This window comes from Shouchella xiaoxiensis, from assembly GCF_016907895.1.
Lineage (GTDB): Bacteria > Bacillota > Bacilli > Bacillales > Bacillaceae_D > Shouchella > Shouchella xiaoxiensis.
Window position 1 is genome coordinate 199224 of the sequence record NZ_JAFBCV010000001.1, and the last position, 26970, is coordinate 226193.

Sequence of the window (26970 nt, forward strand, 5' to 3'; positions counted from 1 at the left end):
CCTCGGCAGTCCTTCTTTTTATCCGGTGTATACTTCTCCTTTTGCGTAGCGGATGTCTCGGCTTTCCGTTTTTGCCAAGGCAAATGCCAGCGTGACGGGACCGACGCGACCAATAAACATGAGGACCATAATTATAATCTTTCCAATCGAGCTCAGCTCAGCCGTTATGCCCATTGATAGGCCAACCGTACCAAAGGCAGAAACAGCTTCAAACAGCGTTTCAACAAAAGGCGTACTCTCCGTAATCGTGAGGAGAAAAAAGCAGCCGCCGACCGAGAGGGCACTTATAGCCGTAATCGCAAGAGAACGATGAATAATCGTGCTTGAGATGGTTTCTTTAAAAACAACGGCTTCTTTTCGACCGCGTAGGTACGTGATCATCGCAATCAGAATAACGAGAAAGGTTGTTAGCTTAATCCCGCTTCCTGTTGATGCACTGCCTGCGCCGATAAACATTAGCACCATTGTTAACGTGATGCTGCCATCGGTCATCGCCCCGTAATCAAGTGTGTTAAACCCGGCTGTTCGTGGCGTGACTGCTTGGAAATAAGCAGCCCATACCTTCTCCATGCCAGATAGAGCCCCAAGAGTGTTGGGGTTGGCGTATTCAAGCGCAAAAATGAGTGCCATGGCGAGAAGATTTAGCGCCAGCGTACCAATCAACATCAGTTTCGTGTGTAGCTGCAGACGTCTGAATGACTTCTTATGGAACAGGTCGGCAAGCACAACAAACCCGATCCCACCTGAGATAAAGAGCAGCGTAATCGTAAGGTTGACGAGCGGGTCGCCAACATAGCCTGTTAAGCTGTCTGACCATAAGGAAAATCCGGCATTGTTGAAAGCAGAAATCGAATGAAATGCGCTTGTAAACAAGCCATCTTTCCAGCCATATTCCGGGACCCAGCGAAAAGCAAGAAACCCGAAAGCGATAAGCTCAACCGAAAAAGCAAAGATGAGGATGAGCTTTACTAAAGGAACCATTCCTCCTAAAGAGGTTTGGTTAAAAGATTCTTGAATTAAAATCCGACTGATAAGACCAATTCTCTTTCCTAGCAGCAAGGCAATCATAACGGCAAACGTCATTAAGCCAAGACCGCCAATTTGCATCAAGATCATAATAATGGTCTGACCAATGAGTGTAAAGTGCGTGCCTGTGTCAACGACAACTAGACCAGTAACGGTCGTGGCCGACGTTGCTGTGAAAAAAGCATCAACCCAGGAAAGACTGTTGTTTCCCTTAAGCGAGAAGGGGGCTTTTAATAAAAGCGCCCCCATTGTAATGACAGCTAAAAATCCCGCTGCAAGCAGCTGTGGTGGATTGGCCTGCCATAGTTTGCTTCGGCTTATCATAGTTCCGCCTCGCTGAAACGCTGAATGTCTTTATCTAAACCAATGATGATTAACAGATCACCGCTGTTAATTGTGTCAGTTGGCATAGGAGTGAAATTAATCGAATCAGCTGACTGAACAGCTACGAGATTTAAGTGATAGCGTTTTTTTAATGACAGCATTTCAATTGTCTTGTTGGTCAATTGCTCCGTCGCGATAAACTCAACGATGCTGTATTTATTTGACAATGAGATAAAATCAACGAAGGATTCTGAAAGCATATTCTGAGCAATACGGACCCCCATATTCGTTTCTGGCTGAACAACATGGTCAACGCCGAGTTTCTCTAGTAATTGTCGGTGCTGTGGTGTGCTTGCTTTTGCCCATAGCTTAGGGACACCAAGATCTTTCAAATTGATTGCCGTTAAAATGCTCGCTTCAATATCCGATCCCATCGCAACAACACCAAAGTCAAATTGATTCACATCAAGCTTTTGAAGAACATGGCTATCTGTTGGGTCCAAGCATATGACGGTGAAGGGAGCATCTTTGAAATGATCAATTTGTTTCTCATCAATATCTACAGCAACGACTCCATGTCCTTGTCTTGCAAGCTCATTGCAAATGCTCTCCCAAAAATTATTGAGGCCAATGACAATACACTGCTTTTTTTGATTGCGCATGTTTTTACCTAACTCCTCGTAGAAAATCGATTTGGTTTCCATAAATGGTGTTCGGCAAGATATAGCTATCAAATTACTCTTGTATTTTTAAGAAGTCAACGCTTTTTTTTAGAAGTATATACTCCTAATTTTGGAGAAAAAAAGTTCCTTCATATTTAATAACTCCACTTACTGGACCCGTTATTTTTTAGTGATTGACAAGGCGTTAATACAGGACTAAGATCATCGTAAAACTGGATCTGAAGAAGGGGTATATGTGAAACGCATTCCGAAGTTAATTAAGTTTCCGGAGTCACTTGTTGAAAAAATAAAAAAGTATCAAGAGGAACGCAAAATTAAAACGTTCTCGAAAGCATTGTATCTATTAATTGAGAGGGGATTAAATCGGAAAAACGATTCATATAAATAAAGTAGTACAGCATCTTCTATGAGAAAGAGGTTGAACCATGCTTGCAGCGTCTACACGTAAACGTATTTTAATCGCAATCGTTTTACTCGTTCTTCTCATTCTTGCCTATTTTATTTTGCCTGTCTCGTTGCCATTAATTCTGTCGTTCTTCTTTGCGCTAGCGCTTGTGCCGTTGGTTCACGTTGTGATGCGCTTTTTAAAAGTGAGTAGGGCCATTGCCGTAACGCTTGTTTTTAGTGGGTTTATGTTCGTTCTTGCTTTTGTTGTTTACATTCTCACGGTTGTTTTAATTGCTCGGGGACTAGAATTTTATGAAAATGTGCCAACATACATTGCCCAGCTAAATGAAGGTTGGCTCCAGCTTGTCCTTTCCTATGAAGCGTTTTTCTCAAATGTACCGGGGGATATTGTGAACGCTATCAATAATCAAATGATGATCTCATTAAATAGTCTGCGGGCAAGCGTAAGTGAGCTTGATTTAATTGCTTATATCACAGCGGCCGTCTCAAGCATTCCTGGATACTTCATTTCCTTCCTTGTATTCTTAATTGCCTTGTTTTTATTTATGCTGGAGATGCCAAAGATCCAATCAATAACAACGTCTTACATGAAGGAAGAGACGCGAGAGAAAGTGGAGTTTATGGCGAAGCGTTTTGTGAACGTCATCGTTGGTTTCTTAAAAGCCCAGTTCATTGTTAGTATTCCTATCTTTATAGTATCTTATATCGCACTCTTATTTATTACGCCTGAAGTTGCTTTGACGATGGCTGTCGTTATCTGGATTATCGATTTAATTCCATTAATCGGTTCAATTGTTGTCTTAACGCCTTGGGCTCTCTATCTCTTTCTTGTCGGCGATTCAAGCACGGCCGTACAGCTGCTCATTCTAGCTGCCGTATTACTCGTTATTCGCAGAACGGTGGAGCCTAAAGTCATGGGCGTGCAAATTGGTCTATCCCCGCTCGCAACATTAATTGCGATGTATCTCGGGGTTAGCTTTATGGGATTTATCGGCTTTCTTGTCGGTCCGTTAATTCTAATTGCCTTCAAATCGGCGAAGGAAGCAGGAATGATTAAATTAAATGTAAAAATATAAGCGTTTTAGCTGTTTCTATGCATAAAGCAACCCTATTTAAATACCGAAATAAAGGCAAAATCTAGAGCGTTTTGATTTCCAATTCAGGCGGAAGCTTGCCGCGGAGGATCGGCTGAGCCCCTTTTTCCGCTGGCGTCACCGCCTTCCTTTTCAATCAAAAATAGAGCCGTCTAGTTCGGGAATTGAAAGGAGGCGGTTTTGTTGAGCGTAATCCAAACCGATAATAATCAGGAGAACTATGTCTCCCAACATCTCTTCTAAAGTCGAAAAAAACAGGTCCCCCTATCATCTGGGAAACCTGTTTTTACGTCTAATCTTGGTGGTTTTCTTTCATCTTAAGTGGAAGGTGGTAGTGGTCACAGTTCTCCCAGTCGAGATAATCTTTTAGCATCCGGTATGACTGATCGAAGAAATTGACGATCTTAGTAGAGGTTTCTCCTTTCACATCTTCAAGTTCCAAAATAAACTCCATCAATGTCTCATCAAAATAACTGCCGTCTGGAAATGGTGGCGCACACTCGAAAGTAATTGTCGGAAATGGATAACCGAGAACAAAGAAGGTCGGTCCGCTGAAGTTGTCGTCGCCAAACCAGAAGCCGAACTCAATCATCGGCTCATCAAACGCAGCGCGCTCAATTACTTTCGAATCGTCTGGAAAAGGTTGATGTTCATTGTATACAAGGGCACAAGAAACATCGAACGTTCCCCAAAACAGGCCAGGCTTGATTTTTCTCGATCTGAGGGGAGCAAGAAATGTCGTTTCGACGGAATGCGCCAATTTGAAATAGGACAGCACCTTTTTTGAACGATCTGCATCATAGTGATGGTGTTCTGTATCTTCTTCAAACGGAGTAGTCGTATCCATTTCTTGCGGTCTCGTGTTAATCGGTATGTCTATGCCAACTTCTTGTAAATGTTTTTGTAACAAGTGGTAGTATTCTTTAATTGTCACACCATCTTTGAGTGGAATTGTCAACATTCTTTCTGTTGTAACAATCTCAATCTGGTGGTGAATGAGATTAATGGATAAAGAGAATGACTCACCTTTATGAGTAAGCAACCCAGTTGAAACACCTTGAACGGTAATGTCGAGGATAATGTGCTCCCATTGAGGTTCTTGATGCGCCAAGGCGACTTTGTACTTTCCTAACATCTGCGTTAATAAGTGCAAGGTGCGTTTTTCGTTTTCCCATTCTTTGTATAACATTCATATACCTCCATTTTTTCACTCATTTACTTAGTTATTCTTTTAACAACGGAAAAACAGAAATGACTTGATCTGTTTCATTCACAAGGTGAAGTTCTTCTACTTGAAAGTCTAGAGCAGCTAGCTGAAGAACTTGCTCAAAATCGATTCGTTCTTGTTCCGTTGGGTCTGCCTCAGAATGAATCTGGTAGCGAACAATTGCTTGATCACCCTCAATCCTTGCTTCTTCAATTTCTATACCGTCGTAAATACCAGAATAGTAAGGCACTTCCTCAGCTTCAATCGTTGCCATTGTTTCGATTGTCTCCTCGAAAGAAAACAATTCATCTCCTTCACCGTAAATCGATTCTTCTGTAACAATCCCACTTACGTACGTGCTCTCGCCACGCTTTGAGCTGTCTAATGAAACGACATAATAACCACGGTTCGGTTCTGGCTCAATTGCAATCGGTTCTTCCCAAATACTCTCAGCAAAAGTAAGTCCTCTTTCCCCATCTTGATTAAAGAGATTTACTTCACTGATTCCGTATTTGAAACCAAGCTCATGCAGCACCTCCCAGAACTGATTCGATTCTGTCGAAGCCATACTCAAGACATCCTCTTCATCAAAGTAGAGGTTAGCGACCGTTCCTTCGACCGCAAAATCAGTCATGTTCGAGAAATGCTGTCGTTGTGATAGATCACTTTCAGTAAGTGATTCAAACAAAAGCTGTTCGCGTGTCATCTCATCAGTTGTGCGCAGGAAGTAGAGTTGTAGCGGCAGTTCTTCGGATCGCTCTAGATGAATGATGTATTCCCCCGTAACCTGTTCTTCACTGTACTCAGACGGATCATCTTCTTCTCCAGCTCCGTTTTCATTATCGGTGTCTTCAGTTTCATTGTTGTCAAGATCATCTGTTGATTCGTCATCCTCTTCATTTTCAACAGGTTCTGTCATGTTCGTGCCTGCCTCTTCATTGGAGCTTGAATCAACCGAAGTGTTCGATGCATCGTCATCACTGCAAGCGGCAAGAGAAAAAGTTAAGCTGCTAAGCAGCACAACGGTCGTCATTTTTTTCAAAAGAACCCCTCCAAAATAAACCAGTTTTAGAGAACTGTTCCCGAGCAAGGGAAAATGAAACGCCTAATCTAAGATTTAGAGTTAGGATAAAGTCATTAAACGTAAACGTTTGACTGCAGCTATCATTGAGATCAACAGGCTAATTCTCTTTGAACAATTCGTTGTATGACATTTATAATAAAATGAAAAAGAGGTGGGAATGCGATGTTCGACATTGTTCAAGAACCTAAAGGGGAAATTTACTCCGAGCTGTTAGACGTTTTATTCGAGGTCTCGGATCGTTTTGAATTGATTTTGCGAAACGATATGCTGGGAAAGAACAAGAAGAAAGCGATCGATTCATATGAATTGATCTTAGCGAAGTTAGCGCCGTACCTTATTGAAATGAACGAAAAGTCAGAGTGGGCAAGCAATCGGTTAGTAGGAGGAGCAACGGCATTCGTCTACGAATACAAAGCGACGGAAGAAGCAAAGCTTGTGATCAAACAGCTGTCTGATTCTCTATATCAGTGGATCATGCCCAAGTTGCCGGAGGATTTATCTTTTTATAAAAATGGAAGAGTTGTAATCGCGGTGTCATCACATGAGGAGTTCGCCACATTATTTCCTGATCATACGCATAACGCTGAGCGAACGCTGAGAAAGCTCAATCATATCGAAGGGTTATTGTTGGAGAGATGAGAAGAGTAAAGTTCTGTGCTCATATGAAGGAGTGAGTCTCATAAGCAAAGGAGATAAAAATTCTTAGTGGCATGAGGGTAAAACAAATACTGGGGTATTGGCTAAATTGACTAGCTTATTATTAAGTACAGTTAAGGCAGTATGAAAAACAGAAGAGGTCTAAATTCCTTATTCAGTCTTTTCTTAATAGAACAATTCCGATATTTCCGATACAATTGGAACAGACATCCAATTGTTCGGCAAAGGTGTGAGCAACTTGAAAAGAGGCGTACTGATTTCTATTTTAATCATCTGCATCATTGTCGGAGGTTTCTTTGTGATACGTGCGATGAATCAAGCAGAAGATGTCGCCTTGAGCGATGATTTTACGAGTCGATTTCTTGATACAACTGTAGAAACGGATCAAGGTTTTCATTACTTTGAATCGGGAAATGGGAAGTTTTCGATGTGGTTGCCTGAGAATTTTAAAATAAATGACCGAGGCGCACAATATGTCTCCAAAGAACAGTATGAATCATTCATTGCAAACTCAAATACAAATGATCATTTGAGACAATCGATAGTTGTTTTCTATGAAGGAGAAAGGTCTGCCGAGGATATTGAATTTGCTTTAAACGATCTTCTCGAAGATTCAAGTTATGAAAATGAGTATCAAGAGGACACGAATGAAACGATGGTTTTTTACCATGGCTCTTCATACACTGAAGTGGAAGGGACAGATGTAACGAATGGCAGCCCAAATGCAAATACACCTAACTCCTATTTTGCACTTGTAACGAATACCACGAAAGAACGCTACTTTACAATCCGTTTTAATGGTGTATGCGAGAAGGGTGAAGACTGTAGTGAACCATACAAAGAGATGGAAAAAACGTTTTCTACTATACTGAAAAGCATAAAATTTGAGTAGGTGAGCGAGTCGTCTTGAAAAGTAACCTTTTTAATATACAGAGTGAGAAAACACTCCAACAATAGTTTATGAACAAAGCAGGCTTTCCTTATAGATATTCGTTTAGCGAAGGTGTGAGCAACTTGAAAAAAGGCGTACTGATTTTTGTTTTTATAATCTGTTTTATTGTCGGCGGTTTTTTTGTTACACGAGCAATGAATCAAGCAGAAGATGTCGCCTTGAGCGATGATTTTACAAGCAGTTTTATTAATGAAGATGTAGAAACGGATGAAGGCTTTCATTACTTTGAGTCGGGAAATAGGAAGTTTTCGATGTGGTTTCCTGAGGGGTATTATGTTGGAAATAATCATGCTCAATATTCCAGCAAGCCTCATAGCGAGATTATTAATCTTTTTGAAGAAAGCGAAAATGAAAATGGTTATAAAGGAGTTTTTCAAATTAGCTATAGAGACAACATATCTAATGAAAGAGCCCAATTACGGTTAGAACGTTTGTTAGAAGATTTTAGTTATGATAACCAATATGAAACGATTGATAATGAGAGCGCTATTATTTATTATGGAGCATCTAATTATGAGCTTGTGGGCAGGCAAGGTAAAAAAACAGATCCATCTTTAAGTTTCACTAATCGCTTCTTTGCTTTGATACAAGCAAAAAATAGTGATGAAATAATCGCACTTAATTATCGATTATCATGTCCTGAATCAATGGGATGCAGCTATGATGATAACAGTGAGAGGATATTTTTTGAAAAGTTTATAGAAAATATTCATTTTACTGAGTAGAAGAATTGATAGAAAATGAATCTCATTCTTGTCTTTTTGTAATAGAACAATTGTATCGCAAAGGTGTGAGCAACTTGAAAAAAGGCGTACTGATTTCTGTTTTAATCATCTGCATCATTGTCGGAAGTTTCTTTGTAATACGAGCGATGAATCAAGCAGAAGATGTCGCCTTGAGCGATGATTTTACAAGTCGTTTTATTGATGAAGATGTAGAAACGGATGAGGGTTTTCATTACTTTGAGTCGGGAAATGATAAGTTTTCGATGTGGTTTCCTGAGGGGTATATCTTAGAAGGCAAGCCGTCTTATGTGAGCAAAGAAAGTTACGAAACAATAAACCTTTTTAAAAAGGCTGACGATGATGAACAGAAGTTAATTAAAATGACCTATTATAAGGGGGGAGATCTAGGACAGGTAGATGGTAATTTGTCTCTTTTAATTAGTGATTATGGATTTAATGATCATTATGAAGTGAGCAATACAGACGAGACACACATCTATTCTGGCAAATCGTATGTAGAATTAATAGAAAATCGAGCTAAGCCTAAAGAGCCAACTGACGACACACCTGCTAACCAGTATTTTGCTTTAATAAAAAATCAGCAGACAGACCAACATGTAACCGTTAGTTATGAGATTCATTGTTCGGTCGATTGTTCTAGCAATGTTTTGATGGAAAGGAGTTTTTTTGATTCCGTTGTAAGAAGTATTCGATTTCAAGATTAGCTTTAGGTTTATTTAATATAAAGGATAAAGTAGGAATAATTTTTCAATTTTAGGGTATAGGCTTAACTGAAAAACATATTAAAGAATGGTCAAACCACGATGATAAGCAATTGGGCTTCATGCTAAAGTCCACTTTTTTTGATTCAGTCTTTTCTTAATAGAACAATTTCATTATTTCCTATACAATTGGCATAGACATCCAATTGTTTGGCAAAGGTGTGATCAAATTGAAAAAAGGTATACTGATTTCTATTTTAACGATCTGTTTCATTGTAGGAGGTTTTTTTGTGACAAGAGCTATGAATCAATCTGACGATGTCGCTTTAAGCGATGAATTCACAAGTAGTTTTATTGATGAAGATGTTGAAACGGATGAAGGTTTTCATCACTTTGAATCGGGAAATGGGAAGTTTTCGATGTGGTTTCCTAGTCATTTTTATGTAGAAGAAGAAGCTCCTTTCTACGTTTCAAAAGAGCACTATGAATTATATAACTTATTCAATCGTTCATCCAAAGAGGGAGAACTGAATAAATCAATTACAGTACGCTATTTAACAGATGTAGATGAAGAACAAGCTCAACTTAGGTTTGAAAATATTTTAGAAGAGATGGGTTTCAATGGTATTTATGATGATGATGATGAGATAAATTCAAACGGAATACTTAAGGGTAAATCTACAGTTACTATGGAGAATAAAGAAACAATTATTAGCGACCCTCTTGAAAATCCTGCTAATCGATACTTTGCTGTTATCAAAAGTAACCAATCTGATGAATTACTAGAAGTAACTTATCGAATTGATTGTTCGGAAGATAGTTCTTGTACAATAGACTCAAATGAAGAAGAGAGTTTCTTCAATAATCTGGTTAGAAATATTGTTTTTAGAAAGTAGGTGTGAATGGATTGTCTTCTCTTGATAATCATATACGTAATGAGCTTACAAAGTTGCAATATGATGATGGATTCAATATTGATACAGTCGTGAATGCTTTAAGAAACCACGATATTAATGACATAGCAGAAGAAGATATTAAGATTTACACGAGTAACGGAGAGGGTATTTCAAAGAAAATCGGAAATGACTCAGGTTTCGATGGGGCAGCGATCCAGATTGACACCGCTGATGGGACAGAAATATATTATATAGCAAGAGGCACTGAGATGGACTTAGATTCTCCTGAAGACATTGTATATGATGGTGTAGGTGTTGCTACAGGAGTAGCTGATGATCAATTAGTGGACGCTGAGCTGTTTTATGAAGCCGTGGAAAATAGTGTGAAAACTAATCTGAATGAAGAAGAAATAAACAATATTGAGCGATATGGAGATGGACATTCACTCGGAGGTCATTTGATCATTAGTCTCGCTCTTCAGAAAAAAAATTTTCAAGATGTGAGAGGTCAAAATGATGCTCCAGTAAATTTAAAGCAGCTGATCTTTTTTGACGAAGATTTTTTTAATTATCTATCGATAGAGGTTTCAATTGACGACGTTACAAACATCCCACCCGAAGATCTTGAACTTCTCGCTCGTGATTTCTACGCAGATGAAGCAAAAGTAATTTCCCACACGCGCGTTCGTGGTGAACCTCTTTATGCCCAAACAATTCCCAATACATTGTATATCGGAAACGACATCTACTATATTGGGGATTCGAATTCTCCAGAGTTTCCTAATGTATTTGATTCGTCAACGACAGGCCCTGGTTTTTTTGATCCATTGAGGGGCAGTTTGGGAATCTTTTTTGATCTCGGAATAGGGATTAAAACGAAAGCTGATTCGTATATGTATGATGCTCATATTGGTCGCGTTATGGGATTAATTGGTGCGATGGGTGAAGAGATGACGGTTGCGGAGATTACGGAGATAATTGAAACGGCCCAGAGCAATCCTTATGCGGCAATCCAATTAATTCCCGATGACGAACTGGCGCGTTTAGTTAGTACGCTTGGAATGAGTCATCTTATGGAAGGGCTTATGGTATTAAGTAATACAGCAGTATGGGAGAAAGCGCGCGATATTGTTGTACATATGGACCAAATGGACTTGCATAGTATTCAATCTCTCATCGATTTATACAACGATCCGAATGTTCAAAAGGTGACGTATCGCCTTGAACCGGGTACAACCAATCATATTCGCCTTGATATTGCAACGCTTTTTGGGGGAATGCGCGCTCTTGAGGGGGCACTTGAAGAAAAAAGAGAGGCCCTTGGGAAACTTTATCAATACCGGCAATTTGAGATGCACGAACGGTTCTTTGAGGAACGTGAGCGTATTGAATCGATGATGAGCGATAAAGAATCTAACTGGCAGGCTTTTTTGAGTGAAGTAGGCTTTAACTGGAACAAAGACACGATTCATAAGCCTGTCGGGGTGACATTTAGAAAAGAATTTGACCCCATTCATCCTGCTGCTGTTGAAAATGTTGACTGGATTATTGAAACATACGAGCATGAAATTACAGAGTTGGAATCGATGCTTTCCGATTATAAAGAAACGATGCATGTCCTCTTTGAAACAGATGAGGAATTGGCAGCCTTAATTCGATAAGGAGGTGAGAATTCTTGTTTGACTGGTTAAATCCAAATGTGGGTAATTACCGATTTCGTTTTGATGAAGAAGTGTTTGAAAGCGAAGCTCGCGCGAAAATAGAGCAAATTCAAGATCAGATGACAACTGGCACAGCTCAAATGAAATACGCAAATACGCTCCTAGCTGACCAAGAAGGTGAGTTTGTGGAGGCCTTGCTCGAACGGCTTAACAAGCTTGCGGCTGCTGAAGAAACAAAAGCACTTTTTATTCAGAATGCAAACATGCTTCATGCAAGAGGGATCGCCGATACCCTTTCAGACAACGCGAAACAAAAATATGATGTGCACACAGAATTGGATCAAGAAGCACTCACTCGCTCTTTGGAGAATATTTCAAAATCTAATATATGGTAATGATTAAGCGGCAGTAGAAAATAAATGCCGCTTTTTTGGTTTGTGAAAGATGGTGAATTGTTTTCTTTTAAAACAATTTGACAGGTTAATGGGCTTCATACTATTGGCTCTAGCGAAGGTGTGATTAACTTGAAAAAAGGCATACTCATTTCTATTTTTATGTTTTGTTTCATTGTCGGGAGTTTCTTTGTGATACGAGCGATGAATCAAGCAGACGATGTCGCCTTGAGCGATGAATTCACAAGTCGTTTTATTGATGAAGATATAGAAACGGATGAAGGTTTCCATTACTTCGCGTCAGGAAATGGAAAATTTTCAATGTGGTTTCCGGAGAAATACCAGTTAAATGATGAGCAAGGTTTATACATATCAAAGAGTAATTATGAAGCGCTATTTGCGTTTCAAGACCCTGGAGAAGACATTCCTTATGTTAAATCTATCCATGTTACCTACTATGATAGAAATAAAAACTATGCGGAAATCATGTGGGAGAAGATGTTAAATGAATTCAGCTACGAATCTCATTATGAAGAGGATGAACAAGACAATAAGACGATTTATCGAGGAGTCTCATCAACTTCATTAGATGGATCAAACTTAATTATTTCAGATCCAGAAAATAATCCTGACAATTTCTATTTTGCTTTAATCATAAATAATGATGCAGATGAATTTGTAACAATACGGTACTCCTTGACCTGTCCTGAGGGAACTGAGTGTTATGCTCATTCTCAGGAAGAAGCCTTATTCTTCAATACCTTTATTAAAAATGTTCACTTTACGAACTAGTGAGGTTAAAGGATGACGATTTAATTACAACTATATATTCAGAGGGACGGAGCTTGATAGATTAATCGGATACAATGTGAGTTGAAAACCGATTGTATCGCAAAGGTGTGAGCAACTTGAAAAAAGGCGTACTTATTTCTATTATAACGATCTGTTTCATTGTCGGTGGATTTTTAGTGATACGAGTGATGACTCAAGCAGAAGATATCGCCTTAAGCGATGATTTTACAAGCAGTTTTATTAATGAAGATGTTGAAACGGATGAGGGTTTTCATTACTTTGAGTCGGGAAATGGGAAGTTTTCGATGTGGTTTCCTAATCATTTCTATTTAGAAGATGAAGCTCCATTCTACGTTTCAAAAGACCACTATGCATTATACAACTTATTCGATCGTACATCTAAAGAGGAAGGACTTAACAAATCGATTACAGTCCGTTACTTAACGGATGTAGATAAAGAACAAGCTCAACTGAGATTTGAAAATGTATTAGAGGACATGGGCTTTGAAGGTTATTATGAGGAGGAAGAGTCAAAATCTAAGGTAATACTTCAAGGGAAATCTTTAGTCACGATGGAGAATAAGAAAACAGTTATTAGCGACCCTCTTGAAAATCCTGCTAATCGATACTTTGCAGTAATCAAAAGTAACCAATCGGATCAAATGCTAGAACTAACTTATCGAATTGATTGTTACGAGGATAGTTCATGTTCGATAGAATCAAGCGAAGAAGATGTTTTCTTCAATACTGTGATTGAAAACATTGTTTTTAATGAGTAGGAGCAATGGCAAAGGTGTGAGCAACTTGAAAAAAGGCATACTGATTTCTATTTTAATAATCTTGTTCATTGTCGGAGGTTTCTTTGTGATACGAGCAATGAATCAAGCAGAAGATGTCGCCTTAAGCGATGAATTCACAAGTCGTTTTCTTGATGAAGATGTAGAAACGCATAAAGGTTTTCATTACTTTGAGTCGGGAAATGGGAAGTTTTCGATGTGGTTTCCAGAGGGGTATTATGTGGAGGAAGATCCTTCAATCTATATAAGTAAGCCTCATTATGAAGCGATGCAGTTTTTTGAGAAGGAAACTTCTACTGATACAAGAGGAGCGTTACAGCTTAGGTATCAAAAAGAAGATTCACAACGTTCTATTGATCATGCGTTTAATCGATTGCTAGATGGTCTTGCTTTTGACAATCAATATGAAACAGAGGAAATAGACAATCGAATTATTCATTATGGTGCTTCATACCAAGACATGGTAGAAAAACAAGTAGAGACATCTAATCCTAATGACATCCTAGGTGCAAATCGTTATTTTGCGTTTATACAGGATCAGGAGGGTACGCAATACATTTTGATAAATTATCGTTTAAACTGCTCGAATCGTTCCAAGTGTAACATCGATGATGAAGCAGAAGCGGAATTCTTTCAAACAATCTATCGTAATATAACTTTTGCAGAAGGCTAATGCTCTTGAAAAGCGGGCTTTAATTGGAAGCCTATGAAATTGGAATAGACATCCACTTGTATTGAAAAGGTGTGAACAACTTGAAAAAAGGCATACTCATTTCTATCTTAATAATCTGTTTCATTATCGGAGGTTTCTTTTTAACACGAGCGATGAATCAAGCAGACGATATCGCCTTAAGCGATAATTTCACAAGTGGTTTTATTGATGAAAATATAGAAACGGATGAAGGTTTTCATTACTTTGAGTCGGGAAATGGGAAGTTTTCGATGTGGTTTCCAGGGGGGTATTATTTATCGGCAGACCCTGCCCAGTTTGAAAGCAAGGAAACGTATGAAATGTTAAACTTGTATCAAGAAGCAACTGGTGATTCTACTCTCGACCGACATATACAGATTGAATACTTTGGGGAGATGGATCAAGAAAAAGCGGACCTTACTTTAAGTAGAATATTGGAAAATTTTAGTTATAAAAATTCTTATGAAGTAAAAGACAGTAATGATCTTACTATTTCTTATGGAGAAGTTCACGTTGAACTAAATGGCAAAGATACGGTCCTAAAAGAGCCCAAAACCAATCCGGCAAATCGATACTTTGCCCTAATAGAAACAAAGAATTCGAAACACGTTGTAGCCGTTACATATATGCTCTTCTGTAAGGAGAGCTCATCGTGTGAGATAAATTCGAAAGAAGAGCAAAACTTTTTCAGGCAACTGTCTGAAAGTATCGAGTATAAGTAGGTGAGCCCTGTGTCAGTATGACCTAATCATATTCGAACTCTGGAGGAGAACAAAAAAGTGTATCGGGTGTTGCACCCGATACACGATCTTTCTTTAGTAAAAAAACGGTGGGAAAAAGTACGGGTAAAAGCCTATGCCCCCAAAGCCTCCAAATGGGAAAAAACGTGGTCGATACCGGCGGTACCAGCGACCACCAAATTGGCGGGATTCTTCTTGGTGGATGTTTTCACCAACCAACAGCATAATGCCATCTTCTCGAACTTCTGTTAAAATCCCGTCTATAGACTGGCCATCTGTCATGTTTAATTCAACATGGTGATCGATCATTTGCTGACACTGGTCTTTTAACATTCCTTGTGTATGCTGCTGGTTTGATTGATTCATTTGAGGGAAGTGTCCGTTGTTAGTTTGTTGCATCTGCATCTGCTGATAGTCGTTTGCTTGGTGTGACGTATATCCATTAAAGCTATTTGCTGTTTCGTGTGAATTTCGATTCACTTGATTAGGATTATACTGATATTGAGGGGGGAAACCATTAAAATTCATATACCGTTCACTCCTTTTTCTAAGACCAGTGTATTCACCTAGAGCTTGGCAGGTACTTAGCCTATGAACTTTATTAAAAATGATGGATCGTTACTTAAATTCATTTTGCGAAAGGGTATGATGGAGAACAGGAAGCTATAATGCGATATGAACCGTTTTAGTGAACTTAGCTCCGTACTTCATTGAAATGAACGAAATCTAGAAGCAGAAAACGAGAAAGCTCCATCAATCTTATTAAATAAGGAGGCAGTAATGGAAGAGATCTTACAAGCGGTAGCGAGTCACATAAACAAAAGAGACAAACCAATGATCATCGGCATTTCAGGACATGGCGCTTCAGGTAAGACTACTTTTGCGCGTAATCTAATAAAGCTTCTGGATCATAGCAATCTAAATTATATTAATACAGATCCGTATATCATCGGGTCCCAGCTTAGGAAGCATACAACCATTTATTATACATATAACGAGCAAAACCATGGGGACAAAATGACGGGCTGCCACCCAGATGCTCATAATTGGCAGGTGCTTGAACGAGATTTGCAAATGGTTAGAGATCAACTTGATTTTTACTCGTTGACGTTTGATTCGAGCGAAAAAAAGATCATCTCTGCAAAGAACGCTATAACAAATGTAGAAGGGATGACGGTTGCTTTTACCGATCCTCACCTATATGATCGAATGATTTATTTGTATACAAATGAAGAGACTGAGCTTAACAGAAGAAGTGTACGAGATGTTTCTGAGCGAGGAACGGACATCAATTATTTGAGAGAATCACATAGAGAACGTCGAATTCAATATGAACTTTTTATGCATCCGTCCAGTCAAAACTTTGACATTGTTATCAATAATTGGGATGGGGGATATTCGGTTGAGAAGATGTCGGATAACAAGCCGAAGTGGTAATGAATGGTGCAGAAGAAACATAATTTACGATCCATTCGCCATTCACTAATTGAACATAAGTGCTTGAAAAACCTATAAGTTTTCTTACCACTTAGTAAAGATGCAGAATCTCTCCTTTTTAGTTTTTGGTGTCGTTACCTATAAACTTTTAAGGGAGATTCTGCTTTTTTCAATGTCAAGCACAGCTTACTAGGGAGGACTTAATGTAAAACAAACAAATCAAACACTTGCTAATAACGCCCCACCAATTGCTCCCGTTAACACAATAACCCAGGGAGGTAGCTTCCAGAAAACAAGCATGCTGAATAAAACCGCAGCAAAGGCAAAATCAATTGGAGCTAGGATGGCGCTTGTCCAAATTGGTTGGTAAAACGCTGCAATTAATAGACCGACAACAGCGGCGTTTACTCCAAGTAAAGCGCCATTCAGCTTACGGTTTTGGCGTAGCGCATTCCAAAATGGAAGGGCACCAAGAATCAAAAGGAAGGCAGGTAAAAAGATGGCAACAGTCGCTAGAATTCCTCCTGTCCATCCATTCATAACGGCACCTAAATAAGCAGCAAATGTAAATAACGGCCCGGGTACGGCTTGGGCAACGCCATAACCAGCTAAAAAGGCTTCTTCACTGACAAGACCTGTAGGGACAAACTCTCTTTCAAGCAAGGGCAATACAACATGACCACCACCAAAAACAAGCGAACCTGAGCGATAAAAACCATCAAAGGCGGCAATCCAAGCAAACGAAGTAACTTCTCTTAAAATAGGTAAAAGAATAAGTAAACCAAAAAAGATCGTAAGGCAGATGACGCCAAACCGACGTGAAATTGGAATGACGATGCTTGATTGATTATCCTCTTTTTTTTCTTTGAAAATGAGATAACCAAGAAAGGCTGCTAGTAAAATAACGCCGACTTGGATAAAGGCCGTCTGCCACATTAAGGTTGCAACAAGCGCGGCTAAAGCAATGGTTTTTCGCTTTAGGTCAGGTGTTAAGTTCTTTGCCATACCAAGAATGGCGTGGGCAACAATGACGACTGCTACTATTTTTAAGCCGTGAATCCAGCCAGCATCGGCTACGTCGAACGATTGCAGCATCAAGGCGAAAACGATTAGGACAAGAACGGAGGGCAGGGTGAAACCGATAAATGAAACTATTCCTCCTAAAACACCGGCCCGTATTACGCCGATACCAAAGCCGACTTGGCTGCTTGCAGGTCCAGGTAGAAACTGGCATAAGGCGACAAGGTCAGCATAGCTTTTCTCATCGATCCACTTTCTTCTGCGTACATACTCTTGGTGAAAATAACCCAAATGAGCGATTGGTCCGCCAAAAGAAGTGAGGCCTAATCTAGTTGAGATGAGCAGTACCTCAATGAGTGTACGGAATGTGACTCGGGGCTGTTTTTTATCTGTCATACATCGGCTCCTTTCGTTAACATCTCATGCTCACTTTCCCGTTTTCTTAAAACGCTCCATTCGTGCGCCAATTTCATCGCGAACACGTTGAAACACGGTCCATTTTTCAGCATCCGTACCTGTCGCTTTGGCAGGGTCATCGAAGCCCCAATGTTCACGATTAACATGGGGTGGTGTAGCTGGGCACTTATCAGCAGCATCGCCACATAAGGTTACAACCAAATCAGCGTTGTTTAAAAGTGTCTGGTCAATTAGATCCGATGTCTGATTGCCAATCGAAATGCCCACCTCATTCATGGCTTGAACCGCCTTTGGATTTAAGCCGTGCGCTTCAATGCCTGCACTATACACAGTCCAATCTTCAGCTAGATAGTGTTTTGCCCAGGCTTCTGCCATTTGGCTTCGGCAGGAATTTCCGGTACATAAAAAATAAATCGTTTTCTTCATCAGTCGTCATCTCCTTTAATAAATGATTAGTAACCATAGATACAATCCAAACAACGTCATAAATAAAACGGGTAGCGTAATAATGATGCCGGTTTTAAAGTACGTGCCCCATGAAATCTTGACGCCTTTTTTTGAGAGCACATGGAGCCAGAGCAGCGTTGCAAGGGAACCGATTGGCGTAATCTTTGGTCCTAAGTCTGCCCCAATAACGTTGGCATAGATAAGCGCTTCTCTTGTGAGCCCGGCCGTGTCTGTTTCAGCGATCGCTAAGGCGTTTATTAATACCGTCGGCAAGTTATTCATTACAGAAGACAGAATCGCAGCAATAAAGCCCATGCCCATCGTCGCTGCGAACAGACCGTAATCGGCTATGTGAAAGATGGCATCTGCGAGTACGTCCGTTAAGCCAACGTTTCGTAATCCATAAACAACGACGTACATCCCGACTGAGAAAAAGACAATGTTCCACGGTGCTCCTTTTAAGACCGTCTTTGTTTCTACTGCGGGGCTTGTGCGAGAAATGAGTAAGAACAAAAGGGCAATAATTCCTGCTACAAGGGAAACCGGAATGCCAACAAATTCGCTGACAAGGTAGCCGACAAGCAGAAAGGCTAATACAACCCAAGAAAGACGAAACATTTTTCGATCTTTTATCGCAGATTCTGGTTCAATGAGCTGGGCGTAATCATAGCGTTTCGGGATGCTTTTACGGAAATAAAGCAGGAGAACGACGATGCTTGCGATCAACGCAAACAAGTTTGGCACAATCATTCTCGTCGCATATTCGACAAACCCAATTCCGAAGAAATCAGCCGAGACGATGTTGACGAGGTTGCTGACAATTAAGGGCAGCGATGTCGTATCCGCGATAAAGCCGCTTGCAATTATAAACGGAAAGACCATTTTTTCCGTAAAGTTTAATGAACGAACCATCGCGAGGACGATCGGCGTTAAGATTAAGGCTGCTCCGTCATTTGCAAAGAATGCTGCAACAATTGAACCGAGTAAGCAGACATAAATAAACATTAGAACCGAATTCCCTTTTGCGATCCGCGCCATATGCAGCGCTGACCATTCAAAAAAACCAATCTCATCGAGAATAAGGGAAATAATAATGATTGCAATAAAAGTGAGGGTCGCGTTCCACACGATCCCGGTAACATCGAGAACATCAGTCAAGCTCACTACGCCGAGGAGTAACGCTAGAATCGCGCCAGCGCAAGCCGACCAGCCAATATCTAAATTCTTCGGCTGCCAAATGACAAGCGTTAGCGTCAACAAAAATAGCAGTGAAGCTATAAGTACATCTGTCATGGCCAACCCCCGCTTAACAACGTGCTAGACCTTCTTTTTCTAATGCCTGTAAATAGCGCGCGTCCTGATCATCACTATGATCCAAGAGCTCACGGATAATCGAGTAATAGCGAGCGTTTCTATTTAACGAAAAATAGCGCCACTGTTCTCTTTTTTCTTCAATGAGTAAATCAAAATCTTTCAGCTTGCGTAAGTGTTGACTAACCGCAGGCTGACTTATATGTAGCATTTCAACAAGTTCACAAACACAGTACGTTTTTTGATCAACGAGCTTTAGCAGCAGGAAGCGCGTTGGATCAGCTACTAGTTTTAAACAAGCCGTCAGCTGCTCGATGCTATGTTTTTCTTTTTCCAAAAGAATCACCTCTCCAGAAAGGATTATATAAGCATTTATTAATATAAGTCAATCGTAATATACATTTTGACAAATTCATCTAGTTGACAACATACCTATAGGGGTATATGATGTGAGCATAAGTGAAGCGAATGAGGTGAAAAAATGGATTATACCGATCAAATGAAAAATCGTTTAAAGCGGATTGAAGGACAGATTCGTGGCGTGTTAAAAATGATGGAAGAAGGCGAAGATTGCCGCGATGTTGTCTCGCAGCTATCTGCTTCACGCACGGCGATTGACCGGACGATGGGCGTCATCGTTAGTGAAAACCTTGTCGAGTGTGTTCAAAAAGCAATAGAAAATGGCGAAGATACTCAGGAATACGTGGATCAAGCCGTGAATTTACTTGTAAAAAGTCGCTAGGATAGGCTAAAAAGTCTATCTTAGCAAAAAAATTTAATCATTTATAATACCCATAGAGGTATATGTATATTTGGAGGCGGAGAAAATGAGCGAAACAAAATCAACGAATATTATTCTTTTCAGTGGAGATTACGACAAGGCAATGGCGGCGTACATTATTGCGAATGGGGCAGCTGCCTATGACCATAAAGTGACGATCTTCCATACGTTTTGGGGACTAAACGCATTACGAAAAGACGAGCCAATCAAAGCGAATAAAACCTTGCTTGAAAAGATGTTTGGAAAAATGATGCCTCGTGGAGCGGAGAAAATGGGGTTATCGAATATGCACTTTGCCGGAATGGGTCCGAAGCTAATAAAAAAAGTGATGAAAAAGCATAACGCGATGCCGCTCGGTGACTTAATCAATATGGCCGAAGAACAAGAGATTAATTTGGTCGCTTGTACGATGACGATGGATTTACTCGGCTTACAAAAGGCGGAGTTACGCGAAAGCAGTCAATATGCGGGCGTCGCTGCGTATTTAGGAGAAGCGGAGGACGGAAACGTCAATCTATTTATCTAAAAAACGAAGAAGGAATGGTGAAGATGGACTCAATTAAACATGATTACCTCGTTGATGCAAAAGGGCTTGCCTGCCCGATGCCAATTATCCGTACAAAAAAAGCGATGAACGAGTTGGAAGCAGGAGCGGTTGTGCAGGTTCAAGCAACGGATCAAGGCTCAACGGCAGATTTAAAAGCATGGGCAAACAAAGCCGGGCACGACTATCTTGGCACCGTAGAAGATGGGGCTACGCTTAAGCATTTTTTACGAGTGGCAGGTATTAAACCAGTGGAAACTCACTCTTTTCCTCATGTCGTTGATAATGAAGGTTTGCAGAACGCATTGGAAAACAACCGACCAATGACGATCGTTGATGTGCGAGAAAAAGCAGAGTATGACGAGTACCACATTCCAGAAGCGGTATCGATGCCGCTCGGTGAATTAGAAGAGCGAATGAATGAACTTGACCTAGAAACTCCTGTATATGTTGTGTGTCGGACGGGGAATCGAAGTGATCTAGCGGCACAAACTTTTGCTAAGAACGGTTTTAATCAGGTGACGAATGTGATTCCAGGTATGAGTGAGTGGAACAAGAAAGGAGAAAGGTAAGATGAGTTTAACCCCAATGACCGCGCAAGAATTAGCAAAAAAAGTGATCGAAAAAGAAAATTTGTTTATTTTAGATGTGCGAAATGAAGCCGCTTTTGAAGACTGGAAAGTGGAAGGAGCACACTTTGAGTATTTGAACATTCCTTATTTTGATCTACTTGATGGCGTTGAAGACATCCTGGCTCAACTTCCAACAGACAAAGAAATTCTCGTTGTTTGTGCCAAAGAAAATTCCTCGATTATGATTGGCGAGATGCTCGCTGATGTTGGAGTAAATGCCTCTTATCTAAGTGGTGGAATGAAAGCATGGAGTGAGCATTTGGAGCCGATTAAAGTAGCCGACCTTGATAACGGCGGCGAACTGTATCAATTTGTTCGTCTTGGCAAAGGGTGTCTTTCTTATATGGTCATATCAGGTCGTGATGCGGTTGTAATTGATTCAGCAAGAATGACCGAACCGTATTTGACGCTTGCAAAAGAAAAAGGCGTGTCGATTACTCATGTGCTAGACACTCACTTACATGCGGATCATATCTCTGGTGGACGAACAATTGCTGAGCAGACAGGCGCTCATTACTGGCTTCCGGCAAAAGATGCAGAGTATGTAACGTTCAGCTACAAGCCAATTGAAGACGGAGCACAGATTCAAGTAGGCGCATCACAAATTGAGATTCAGGCTCTTTACACACCGGGACATACGATTGGCTCAACCTCTTTTATCGTTGATGATGCCTATTTGTTAACAGGGGATATTCTCTTTATTGATTCGATTGGCCGACCAGATTTAGCGGGAAAAGCGGAAGATTGGGTCGCTGACTTAAGGCATTCCCTTTACCAGATATACAAAGACATATCGGCCGACTTGCTTGTATTACCAGCACACTTTATGCTAGTTGATGAGTTAAATGAGGACGGAAGCGTGGCGAAAAAGCTAGGTGTGTTATTGAAGAAAAATCACGGACTGAATGTGGACGATGAGCAAACATTTCGCTCAATGGTGACGGACCATTTGCCACCTCAGCCGAATGCCTATCAAGACATCCGTCAAACCAATTTAGGGAAAAAAGACCCTTCAAAAGAAGAACAAAGAGAGATGGAAATCGGACCAAATCGTTGTGCAGTTCGCTAAACAATCTTATTTAAAAAGGAGATCATCATAATGAATGTAAACAAGGTGTTAGATGCAAAAGGAATGGCATGTCCAATGCCCATTGTGAAAACAAAAAAGGAAATGAACACGCTGAATGTTGGGGATATTTTAGAAGTACAGGCAACGGATCAAGGCGCTTTAAAGGATTTTGAAGCGTGGGCGAAATCGACTGGTCATGACTTGCTTCAAACAAAAGAAGAGGATGGCGTTCTCATTTTCCACATCCAAAAAGGGGAATAATGAGCGATGAGGAGGGAGGCACAACGCGGCCTCTTTTTTTATCAACAAGGAGACAGATATGGACATTTTGTTTATCATCACGATATTTTTCATAGGTTTTTTCGGATCGTTTCTATCGGGCATGGTTGGAGTCGGTGGCTCCATTATTAAGTACCCGATGCTGCTGTTCATCCCCCCGATGCTCGGGTTCACGGCTTTCAGCGCCCATGAAGTTGCTGGAATTAGTGCGATTCAGGTATTTTTCGCGACAATTGCCGGGGTATGGGCGTATCGCGGGACAGGGTATCTCCATCGAACGCTAATCATCTACATGGGTAGCAGCATTTTAGTCGGCAGCTTTATCGGTGCGTTTGCCTCAACGGTCTTTTCTGGAAATGCGGTCAATCTCGTATATGCGATTTTGGCGACGATTGCGGTTGTCCTCATGTTTCTACCAAAAAAACAACTGCCCGATCAACCGGCAAATCAAATTTCCTTTCATCGCGGGCTTGCTGCTAGTTTATCCTTTATCGTTGGGATTGCCTCTGGAATTGTCGGTGCAGCCGGCTCGTTTTTACTCGTTCCCATTATGCTGACGGTATTAAAATTACCAACGCGAGTGACGATTGCGACTTCTTTAGCCGTTACGTTTATTTCCTCAATTGGTTCAACCGTTGGAAAAGTGGCGACCGATCAAGTGCTGTATGGTCCAGCAATCGTAATGATCATTGCCAGCATAATCGCGTCTCCCATTGGAGCCAAGCTTGGTCAGAAAATGAACACGACGGTATTGAAGGGGATTCTGGCAGCACTGATTTTAGGGTCGGCGATTCAAATATGGGTAACGTTGTTTACTTAGGAGACAATCTGACCGTAGCGGGGGTAAAAGAAGCGCATTTGCTGAGCCAGAGTCGCAGAGCAAGAGGGAAGATTGTGTTGAGTTTTGATGAAGCGAAGTAAATGACATGGTACTCTCAGAAAGACGACCTAATCAAGTGGTTGTCTTTTTTTGTTTGGAATAAAACTTTGAGCATTTTTAGCGAAAATAACCGATTATTTCCCAAAAAATAGGGTAAAAGGAAGTAGTAGACTCTATTTCTGGAACTTTTCGGGAGGTAATGGTATGAAAGCTTTCGCAAAGACAACATCAGCTGTTCTTGTAAGTGTAGCAATGTTAGCGGCATGTGGAAATGATGAAGAAACGCAAATAGGAACGGAAAACGATGAAACGGAGAACGTATCTGAACCTGAGACAGAAAACGAAGAAACAAATAATGTAACTGAAACGGGTACCGACGCAAGTGAAGATGATGAAGCGGAGTCAGAGAATGATGAGACTAGCGATAACGAAAACGAGGGAGACAATGATCAATCGAATGAAAGCGATAACGAAGGTTCAGGCGAAGAAGTATTTGAACCGGTAGAAGCAGGAGAAGAGCATGAGGCTGCGGCAACGAAGGAAGACCATTACCTCCAGGCCGGTATGGTTTCGGGTGGGGAGATAACGGACGGGAAATCAGTCGGAAATATCGACCACGGAATACATGATGAGTATGAGCGGCTTGTGTTTGATATTTATGAGGGCTCTTATCAAGAATTGGAGGGACCAGCAGAGATTCCCAATCATTTTGAAGTGACGAAAGAAGCCTATCCCTACCGCTTTGTTTACACGTTAAGAGGAATTCGCGGGCAGCCAGAAGAGTTACCAGATCTATCAAACATGGCATTATTCTCACATATGGAAATCATTCCTTACTATGATGATGCTGCGATCCAGTTAACCGCGTATGTACAAGATTCGGTTGAATTTGAAGTATTTGAGATGCATGACCCGGCAAAAATTGTGACCGATGTTCGTTTAGTCGAAAGAGAAAAAGAGCATGCCCCAGTGTATTCCGTTCGCACTGCTTCACTCTCATCTGAAGATAATTTTGAAATCATTCAACAACCAACAGCAGAATTTCAAGAGAGAGGTGCCGATCACGTAAGAACATTGTTCTCAGCAGATAATACGCTTTTTGTGGAAGAAGGGTATTATGCGACGCTTGAAGAGGCTGAAGTGCGAAAAGCAGAGCTAGAGGATGACCTGGATTTTGAGCTCCACATCGAAGAACGAGGAATGTTTGATGAGCCTGAGAATATTGCCGGAAGCATGAATGAATAGCTAGAAAAAAAGAGTGGGCAAACACCCACTCTTTTTTCGTTACAACCGATTGCCAATCGTGACGCCGCCATCAACTACAATTTCCGTGCCTGTACAATAGGAGCTATCGTCTGAGGCAAGGAATGCGATCGCCTTTGCGACATCGCTTGGATAACCAGGGCGAGCAAGCGGAATGCGCTCAGCCAGATTGTCTTGATCATACAGCCCTTGAGCCATTTCTGTTTCAATTAAGCCCGGATGAACCATGTTTACGCGAATTCCGTCTCTACCAAGTTCCACAGCCGTTGCTTTCGAAAGCGTAGCGACGGCTGCTTTGGTGGATGCGTAGACGGAAGAATGAGTAATCGGTGAAAAGGACGAGATCGAGACATTGTTAATAATCGAACCCTGCTTGAGCGGGATCATTTGTTTTGCGGCGGCCTGCATGCCTAAAAATACACTGAGCTGATTGACTTGGATAAGATTAAGGTATTCTTCCGCAGTCGTTTCGATAAACGGTTTTTTTAGAAAAACTCCGGCATTATTCACGAGTACATCAAGCTTATTAAAATTCTGCATAATGATCGTCATCGCCGCGTCCCACTCATCAGCTTGTGTAACGTCTAGCTGACAGGCAGTCGCCTGTTCCCCAATCTCTTCGACCACGGTCTGTGCGTCCGAAAAATGTCGTGCTGCGACAATAATCGTTGCGCCTTCTGATGCCAAGTGCTTGGCAATCATTTTTCCTTGACCACGATTCGCGCCGGTTACGAGAATCACTTTTCCACTTAATTTTTTCATAAATCCTCCAGTATTTCGTTTAAAAACGATTCGTAATGTGAAGCTAGCTTTCTACCCATCTTGATAGTATCTCTTTTTTTCATTCATTAAAACCATTCTCGCATAGAAAAGAGCCATCACAAGCATGGTGAGGGAGAGGGTCACAATCGTACCCCGTAAGGATAGGAGGTCAGCGAGTAATCCAACGGCTAGTATTGCGATGATTTGAAGGACGCTCTGAACCAAATCGTAAATACTCGTCACTCGGCCCATCATCTCAACTTGAACATTATTTTGGTAAAACGTTGTGATTCCGGCATTTAAATAGACGTTAAAGAACCCTATAATGACAAAGCCGACGACGATTGAAGCAAACGACCACGAAAACGCATAGATGACATAGCCAACGGACATAGAGATTAATCCTGTAACAACCATCGCTCGAATCGATAATTTGTTAGCGAACAAAGAAAGTAAGAGTGCGCCTACGACGGAGCCAATCCCCGTTATACTGACGAGCAAGGTGTATTCTAATTCCGTTAAGCCAACAATCTGTTGCGTAAAGACAACTTCCTGGACATCCATCGCAAACGTAAAAATCATCACAACGATAAATCCGGTATAGATAAACGTGACATAGCGATGTTTTTGCATAAAGCGAAGCACGATCGAAAAGTCTGATTTCACTTGAGCGAGCGTCAGTTTCGGTATCGTTGATTTTTCAACAGGGTCATTTGGCAAGAAAAGAAGTAGACCTGCAGAGAGGATGAAAAACAAGCCATTGATCCATAACGTTGTGGAAACGGATGTAACGGTAATCAAGGCGCCGCCAATGGCTGGACCAATGATGAACGCGCCAGATGTGGCAAAAGCACGAATCGAATTAAAGCGCTTACGTAATTCTTTCGGAATAAGCATCGTGATGTAGGTCATTGATGCTGGGTTAAAAAAAGCTTTAGCCACACTAATGACGATCAACACGCTGAAAATCAAGATTAAGCTCTCGCTAAACGCCAATAGCACGATTGAAAAAGCCCTGATCAAATACGTCGCAATGATGATTCTTCGCTTGTTTCGATAATCAATAAAGCTGCCTGTCCAAAACTTCGCAAAGAGATTCGTCAACGGACCAATTAACCACATCAGCGCAACCGCAGTAGCAGAACCGGTTAACTGGTAAATGAGAAGGTTAATCGCAACTAAGTAAATAAAATCGCCAACATTGGCAACTCCAACGGATAGGAGGAGGATGGCAGGGTGACGCCATTTCTTGTTCATTCGTTCACCTACTTGTCTGC

Annotated in this window: 32 protein-coding genes; 21 read left to right on the forward strand and 11 right to left on the reverse strand. The window is 40.9% G+C overall.

Annotated elements, in window-relative coordinates; all coding sequences use genetic code 11:
- Nucleotides 1-18: 18 nt before the first annotated feature.
- Complete coding sequence (locus JOC54_RS01020) at nucleotides 19-1350, reverse strand: TrkH family potassium uptake protein (protein WP_204463743.1); 1332 nt, start codon at nucleotides 1348-1350, stop codon at nucleotides 19-21.
- The gene (locus JOC54_RS01025) at nucleotides 1347-2012 is read right to left on the reverse strand and encodes a potassium channel family protein (protein ID WP_204463745.1); all 666 of its coding nucleotides are present in this window, start codon (nucleotides 2010-2012) and stop codon (nucleotides 1347-1349) included. The genes JOC54_RS01020 and JOC54_RS01025 overlap by 4 nt, the downstream gene beginning before the upstream one ends.
- Nucleotides 2013-2268: 256 nt before the next feature.
- Between JOC54_RS01025 and JOC54_RS01030 the strand changes: the two genes are divergently transcribed.
- Nucleotides 2269-2421, forward strand: a complete 153-nt coding sequence (locus tag JOC54_RS01030; protein ID WP_204463748.1) for a hypothetical protein — start codon at nucleotides 2269-2271, stop codon at nucleotides 2419-2421.
- A 37-nt stretch (nucleotides 2422-2458) separates the two neighbouring features.
- Nucleotides 2459-3517, forward strand: coding sequence for a sporulation integral membrane protein YtvI (gene ytvI / locus JOC54_RS01035; protein ID WP_204463750.1), 1059 nt, complete (start codon nucleotides 2459-2461; stop codon nucleotides 3515-3517).
- Nucleotides 3518-3827: 310 nt separating this feature from the next.
- Here the strand turns inward: ytvI and JOC54_RS01040 are convergent, their stop codons facing one another.
- Nucleotides 3828-4724: a DUF5996 family protein gene (locus tag JOC54_RS01040; RefSeq protein ID WP_204463752.1), complete on the reverse strand. Its 897-nt coding sequence runs from the start codon at nucleotides 4722-4724 to the stop codon at nucleotides 3828-3830.
- Between the two features lie 34 nt (nucleotides 4725-4758).
- Entirely contained in the window at nucleotides 4759-5784 is a 1026-nt protein-coding gene (locus tag JOC54_RS01045; RefSeq protein WP_204463753.1) for a hypothetical protein, read from the reverse strand.
- A 204-nt stretch (nucleotides 5785-5988) separates the two neighbouring features.
- Between JOC54_RS01045 and JOC54_RS01050 the strand changes: the two genes are divergently transcribed.
- The 11 genes from JOC54_RS01050 (at nucleotide 5989) to JOC54_RS01100 (ending at nucleotide 14833) form a co-directional block, all read left to right on the forward strand.
- Nucleotides 5989-6465 carry a stage III sporulation protein AH gene (locus JOC54_RS01050; protein WP_204463755.1) on the forward strand — a complete coding sequence of 159 codons (477 nt, stop codon included), beginning with the start codon at nucleotides 5989-5991 and terminating at the stop codon, nucleotides 6463-6465.
- 256 nt (nucleotides 6466-6721) lie between these two features.
- Entirely contained in the window at nucleotides 6722-7375 is a 654-nt protein-coding gene (locus JOC54_RS01055; RefSeq protein ID WP_204463757.1) for a YvcA-related protein, read from the forward strand.
- 122 nt (nucleotides 7376-7497) lie between these two features.
- On the forward strand, nucleotides 7498-8160 hold the full coding sequence (locus tag JOC54_RS01060) for a YvcA-related protein (RefSeq protein WP_204463759.1): 663 nt from the start codon (nucleotides 7498-7500) through the stop codon (nucleotides 8158-8160).
- 74 nt (nucleotides 8161-8234) lie between these two features.
- Nucleotides 8235-8885, forward strand: a complete 651-nt coding sequence (locus JOC54_RS01065; protein ID WP_204463761.1) for a YvcA-related protein — start codon at nucleotides 8235-8237, stop codon at nucleotides 8883-8885.
- Between the two features lie 287 nt (nucleotides 8886-9172).
- Nucleotides 9173-9778 carry a YvcA-related protein gene (locus JOC54_RS01070; protein WP_204463762.1) on the forward strand — a complete coding sequence of 202 codons (606 nt, stop codon included), beginning with the start codon at nucleotides 9173-9175 and terminating at the stop codon, nucleotides 9776-9778.
- Nucleotides 9779-9789: 11 nt separating this feature from the next.
- Nucleotides 9790-11439, forward strand: a complete 1650-nt coding sequence (locus JOC54_RS01075) for a DUF6792 domain-containing protein (protein WP_204463763.1) — start codon at nucleotides 9790-9792, stop codon at nucleotides 11437-11439.
- A gap of 14 nt (nucleotides 11440-11453) precedes the next feature.
- Complete coding sequence (locus JOC54_RS01080; protein ID WP_204463764.1) at nucleotides 11454-11834, forward strand: hypothetical protein; 381 nt, start codon at nucleotides 11454-11456, stop codon at nucleotides 11832-11834.
- A gap of 129 nt (nucleotides 11835-11963) precedes the next feature.
- Nucleotides 11964-12623: a YvcA-related protein gene (locus JOC54_RS01085; protein ID WP_204463765.1), complete on the forward strand. Its 660-nt coding sequence runs from the start codon at nucleotides 11964-11966 to the stop codon at nucleotides 12621-12623.
- A gap of 116 nt (nucleotides 12624-12739) precedes the next feature.
- Nucleotides 12740-13402, forward strand: coding sequence for a YvcA-related protein (locus tag JOC54_RS01090; RefSeq protein WP_204463767.1), 663 nt, complete (start codon nucleotides 12740-12742; stop codon nucleotides 13400-13402).
- 25 nt (nucleotides 13403-13427) lie between these two features.
- The gene (locus JOC54_RS01095) at nucleotides 13428-14093 is read left to right on the forward strand and encodes a YvcA-related protein (protein ID WP_204463769.1); all 666 of its coding nucleotides are present in this window, start codon (nucleotides 13428-13430) and stop codon (nucleotides 14091-14093) included.
- An 80-nt stretch (nucleotides 14094-14173) separates the two neighbouring features.
- Nucleotides 14174-14833, forward strand: coding sequence for a YvcA-related protein (locus tag JOC54_RS01100; RefSeq protein WP_204463770.1), 660 nt, complete (start codon nucleotides 14174-14176; stop codon nucleotides 14831-14833).
- Nucleotides 14834-14926: 93 nt separating this feature from the next.
- On the opposite strand, the gene JOC54_RS01105 is transcribed toward JOC54_RS01100, so the two are convergent.
- Nucleotides 14927-15379 carry a hypothetical protein gene (locus JOC54_RS01105; RefSeq protein ID WP_204463771.1) on the reverse strand — a complete coding sequence of 151 codons (453 nt, stop codon included), beginning with the start codon at nucleotides 15377-15379 and terminating at the stop codon, nucleotides 14927-14929.
- 252 nt (nucleotides 15380-15631) lie between these two features.
- Here JOC54_RS01105 and JOC54_RS01110 point away from each other — a divergent pair, with 252 nt between their 5' ends.
- The gene (locus JOC54_RS01110) at nucleotides 15632-16288 is read left to right on the forward strand and encodes a uridine kinase family protein (protein WP_204463772.1); all 657 of its coding nucleotides are present in this window, start codon (nucleotides 15632-15634) and stop codon (nucleotides 16286-16288) included.
- A 219-nt stretch (nucleotides 16289-16507) separates the two neighbouring features.
- Here JOC54_RS01110 and JOC54_RS01115 read toward each other — a convergent pair whose 3' ends face one another.
- The 4 genes from JOC54_RS01115 to JOC54_RS01130 are packed head-to-tail and all read right to left on the reverse strand — an operon-like array spanning nucleotide 16508 to nucleotide 19820.
- Nucleotides 16508-17704 (reverse strand): chromate transporter, encoded by a 1197-nt coding sequence (locus JOC54_RS01115; RefSeq protein ID WP_204463774.1) that lies wholly within the window; start codon nucleotides 17702-17704, stop codon nucleotides 16508-16510.
- A gap of 30 nt (nucleotides 17705-17734) precedes the next feature.
- On the reverse strand, nucleotides 17735-18154 hold the full coding sequence (arsC, locus tag JOC54_RS01120; RefSeq protein WP_204464427.1) for an arsenate reductase (thioredoxin): 420 nt from the start codon (nucleotides 18152-18154) through the stop codon (nucleotides 17735-17737).
- A gap of 12 nt (nucleotides 18155-18166) precedes the next feature.
- Nucleotides 18167-19465 carry an arsenic transporter gene (locus JOC54_RS01125; protein WP_204463777.1) on the reverse strand — a complete coding sequence of 433 codons (1299 nt, stop codon included), beginning with the start codon at nucleotides 19463-19465 and terminating at the stop codon, nucleotides 18167-18169.
- Between the two features lie 13 nt (nucleotides 19466-19478).
- Nucleotides 19479-19820, reverse strand: coding sequence for an ArsR/SmtB family transcription factor (locus JOC54_RS01130; protein ID WP_239586520.1), 342 nt, complete (start codon nucleotides 19818-19820; stop codon nucleotides 19479-19481).
- A 144-nt stretch (nucleotides 19821-19964) separates the two neighbouring features.
- Here JOC54_RS01130 and JOC54_RS01135 point away from each other — a divergent pair, with 144 nt between their 5' ends.
- The 7 genes from JOC54_RS01135 to JOC54_RS01165 all read left to right on the forward strand — a co-directional run bounded on the left by JOC54_RS01135 (nucleotide 19965) and on the right by JOC54_RS01165 (nucleotide 24913).
- Complete coding sequence (locus JOC54_RS01135) at nucleotides 19965-20225, forward strand: metal-sensitive transcriptional regulator (protein ID WP_204463779.1); 261 nt, start codon at nucleotides 19965-19967, stop codon at nucleotides 20223-20225.
- A gap of 85 nt (nucleotides 20226-20310) precedes the next feature.
- Entirely contained in the window at nucleotides 20311-20790 is a 480-nt protein-coding gene (locus tag JOC54_RS01140) for a DsrE/DsrF/DrsH-like family protein (RefSeq protein WP_204463781.1), read from the forward strand.
- Between the two features lie 23 nt (nucleotides 20791-20813).
- Nucleotides 20814-21380, forward strand: coding sequence for a sulfurtransferase TusA family protein (locus JOC54_RS01145; protein WP_204463783.1), 567 nt, complete (start codon nucleotides 20814-20816; stop codon nucleotides 21378-21380).
- Between the two features lies 1 nt (nucleotide 21381).
- Entirely contained in the window at nucleotides 21382-22509 is a 1128-nt protein-coding gene (locus JOC54_RS01150; protein ID WP_204463785.1) for an MBL fold metallo-hydrolase, read from the forward strand.
- Nucleotides 22510-22539: 30 nt separating this feature from the next.
- Nucleotides 22540-22770, forward strand: a complete 231-nt coding sequence (locus JOC54_RS01155; protein ID WP_204463786.1) for a sulfurtransferase TusA family protein — start codon at nucleotides 22540-22542, stop codon at nucleotides 22768-22770.
- A 58-nt stretch (nucleotides 22771-22828) separates the two neighbouring features.
- The gene (locus tag JOC54_RS01160; protein ID WP_204463787.1) at nucleotides 22829-23608 is read left to right on the forward strand and encodes a sulfite exporter TauE/SafE family protein; all 780 of its coding nucleotides are present in this window, start codon (nucleotides 22829-22831) and stop codon (nucleotides 23606-23608) included.
- A gap of 264 nt (nucleotides 23609-23872) precedes the next feature.
- Complete coding sequence (locus JOC54_RS01165) at nucleotides 23873-24913, forward strand: hypothetical protein (protein ID WP_204463788.1); 1041 nt, start codon at nucleotides 23873-23875, stop codon at nucleotides 24911-24913.
- A gap of 39 nt (nucleotides 24914-24952) precedes the next feature.
- On the opposite strand, the gene JOC54_RS01170 is transcribed toward JOC54_RS01165, so the two are convergent.
- Nucleotides 24953-25693: an SDR family NAD(P)-dependent oxidoreductase gene (locus JOC54_RS01170; RefSeq protein WP_204463789.1), complete on the reverse strand. Its 741-nt coding sequence runs from the start codon at nucleotides 25691-25693 to the stop codon at nucleotides 24953-24955.
- Nucleotides 25694-25744: 51 nt separating this feature from the next.
- Nucleotides 25745-26950, reverse strand: coding sequence for an MFS transporter (locus JOC54_RS01175; RefSeq protein WP_204463790.1), 1206 nt, complete (start codon nucleotides 26948-26950; stop codon nucleotides 25745-25747).
- Nucleotides 26951-26970 lie beyond the last annotated feature (20 nt).

Excerpts from the sequence above, each read along its gene's own strand:
- JOC54_RS01020 (WP_204463743.1), bottom strand. The coding sequence starts at position 1,350 with ATGATAAGCCGAAGCAAACTATGGCAGGCCAATCCACCACAGCTGCTT.
- JOC54_RS01025 (WP_204463745.1), bottom strand. The coding sequence starts at position 2,012 with ATGCGCAATCAAAAAAAGCAGTGTATTGTCATTGGCCTCAATAATTTT.
- ytvI (WP_204463750.1), top strand. The coding sequence starts at position 2,459 with ATGCTTGCAGCGTCTACACGTAAACGTATTTTAATCGCAATCGTTTTA.
- JOC54_RS01040 (WP_204463752.1), bottom strand. The coding sequence starts at position 4,724 with ATGTTATACAAAGAATGGGAAAACGAAAAACGCACCTTGCACTTATTA.
- JOC54_RS01050 (WP_204463755.1), top strand. The coding sequence starts at position 5,989 with ATGTTCGACATTGTTCAAGAACCTAAAGGGGAAATTTACTCCGAGCTG.
- JOC54_RS01105 (WP_204463771.1), bottom strand. The coding sequence starts at position 15,379 with ATGAATTTTAATGGTTTCCCCCCTCAATATCAGTATAATCCTAATCAA.
- JOC54_RS01110 (WP_204463772.1), top strand. The coding sequence starts at position 15,632 with ATGGAAGAGATCTTACAAGCGGTAGCGAGTCACATAAACAAAAGAGAC.
- JOC54_RS01115 (WP_204463774.1), bottom strand. The coding sequence starts at position 17,704 with ATGACAGATAAAAAACAGCCCCGAGTCACATTCCGTACACTCATTGAG.
- JOC54_RS01125 (WP_204463777.1), bottom strand. The coding sequence starts at position 19,465 with ATGACAGATGTACTTATAGCTTCACTGCTATTTTTGTTGACGCTAACG.
- JOC54_RS01135 (WP_204463779.1), top strand. The coding sequence starts at position 19,965 with ATGGATTATACCGATCAAATGAAAAATCGTTTAAAGCGGATTGAAGGA.
- JOC54_RS01140 (WP_204463781.1), top strand. The coding sequence starts at position 20,311 with ATGAGCGAAACAAAATCAACGAATATTATTCTTTTCAGTGGAGATTAC.
- JOC54_RS01145 (WP_204463783.1), top strand. The coding sequence starts at position 20,814 with ATGGACTCAATTAAACATGATTACCTCGTTGATGCAAAAGGGCTTGCC.
- JOC54_RS01150 (WP_204463785.1), top strand. The coding sequence starts at position 21,382 with ATGAGTTTAACCCCAATGACCGCGCAAGAATTAGCAAAAAAAGTGATC.
- JOC54_RS01155 (WP_204463786.1), top strand. The coding sequence starts at position 22,540 with ATGAATGTAAACAAGGTGTTAGATGCAAAAGGAATGGCATGTCCAATG.
- JOC54_RS01160 (WP_204463787.1), top strand. The coding sequence starts at position 22,829 with ATGGACATTTTGTTTATCATCACGATATTTTTCATAGGTTTTTTCGGA.
- JOC54_RS01165 (WP_204463788.1), top strand. The coding sequence starts at position 23,873 with ATGAAAGCTTTCGCAAAGACAACATCAGCTGTTCTTGTAAGTGTAGCA.
- JOC54_RS01170 (WP_204463789.1), bottom strand. The coding sequence starts at position 25,693 with ATGAAAAAATTAAGTGGAAAAGTGATTCTCGTAACCGGCGCGAATCGT.
- JOC54_RS01175 (WP_204463790.1), bottom strand. The coding sequence starts at position 26,950 with ATGAACAAGAAATGGCGTCACCCTGCCATCCTCCTCCTATCCGTTGGA.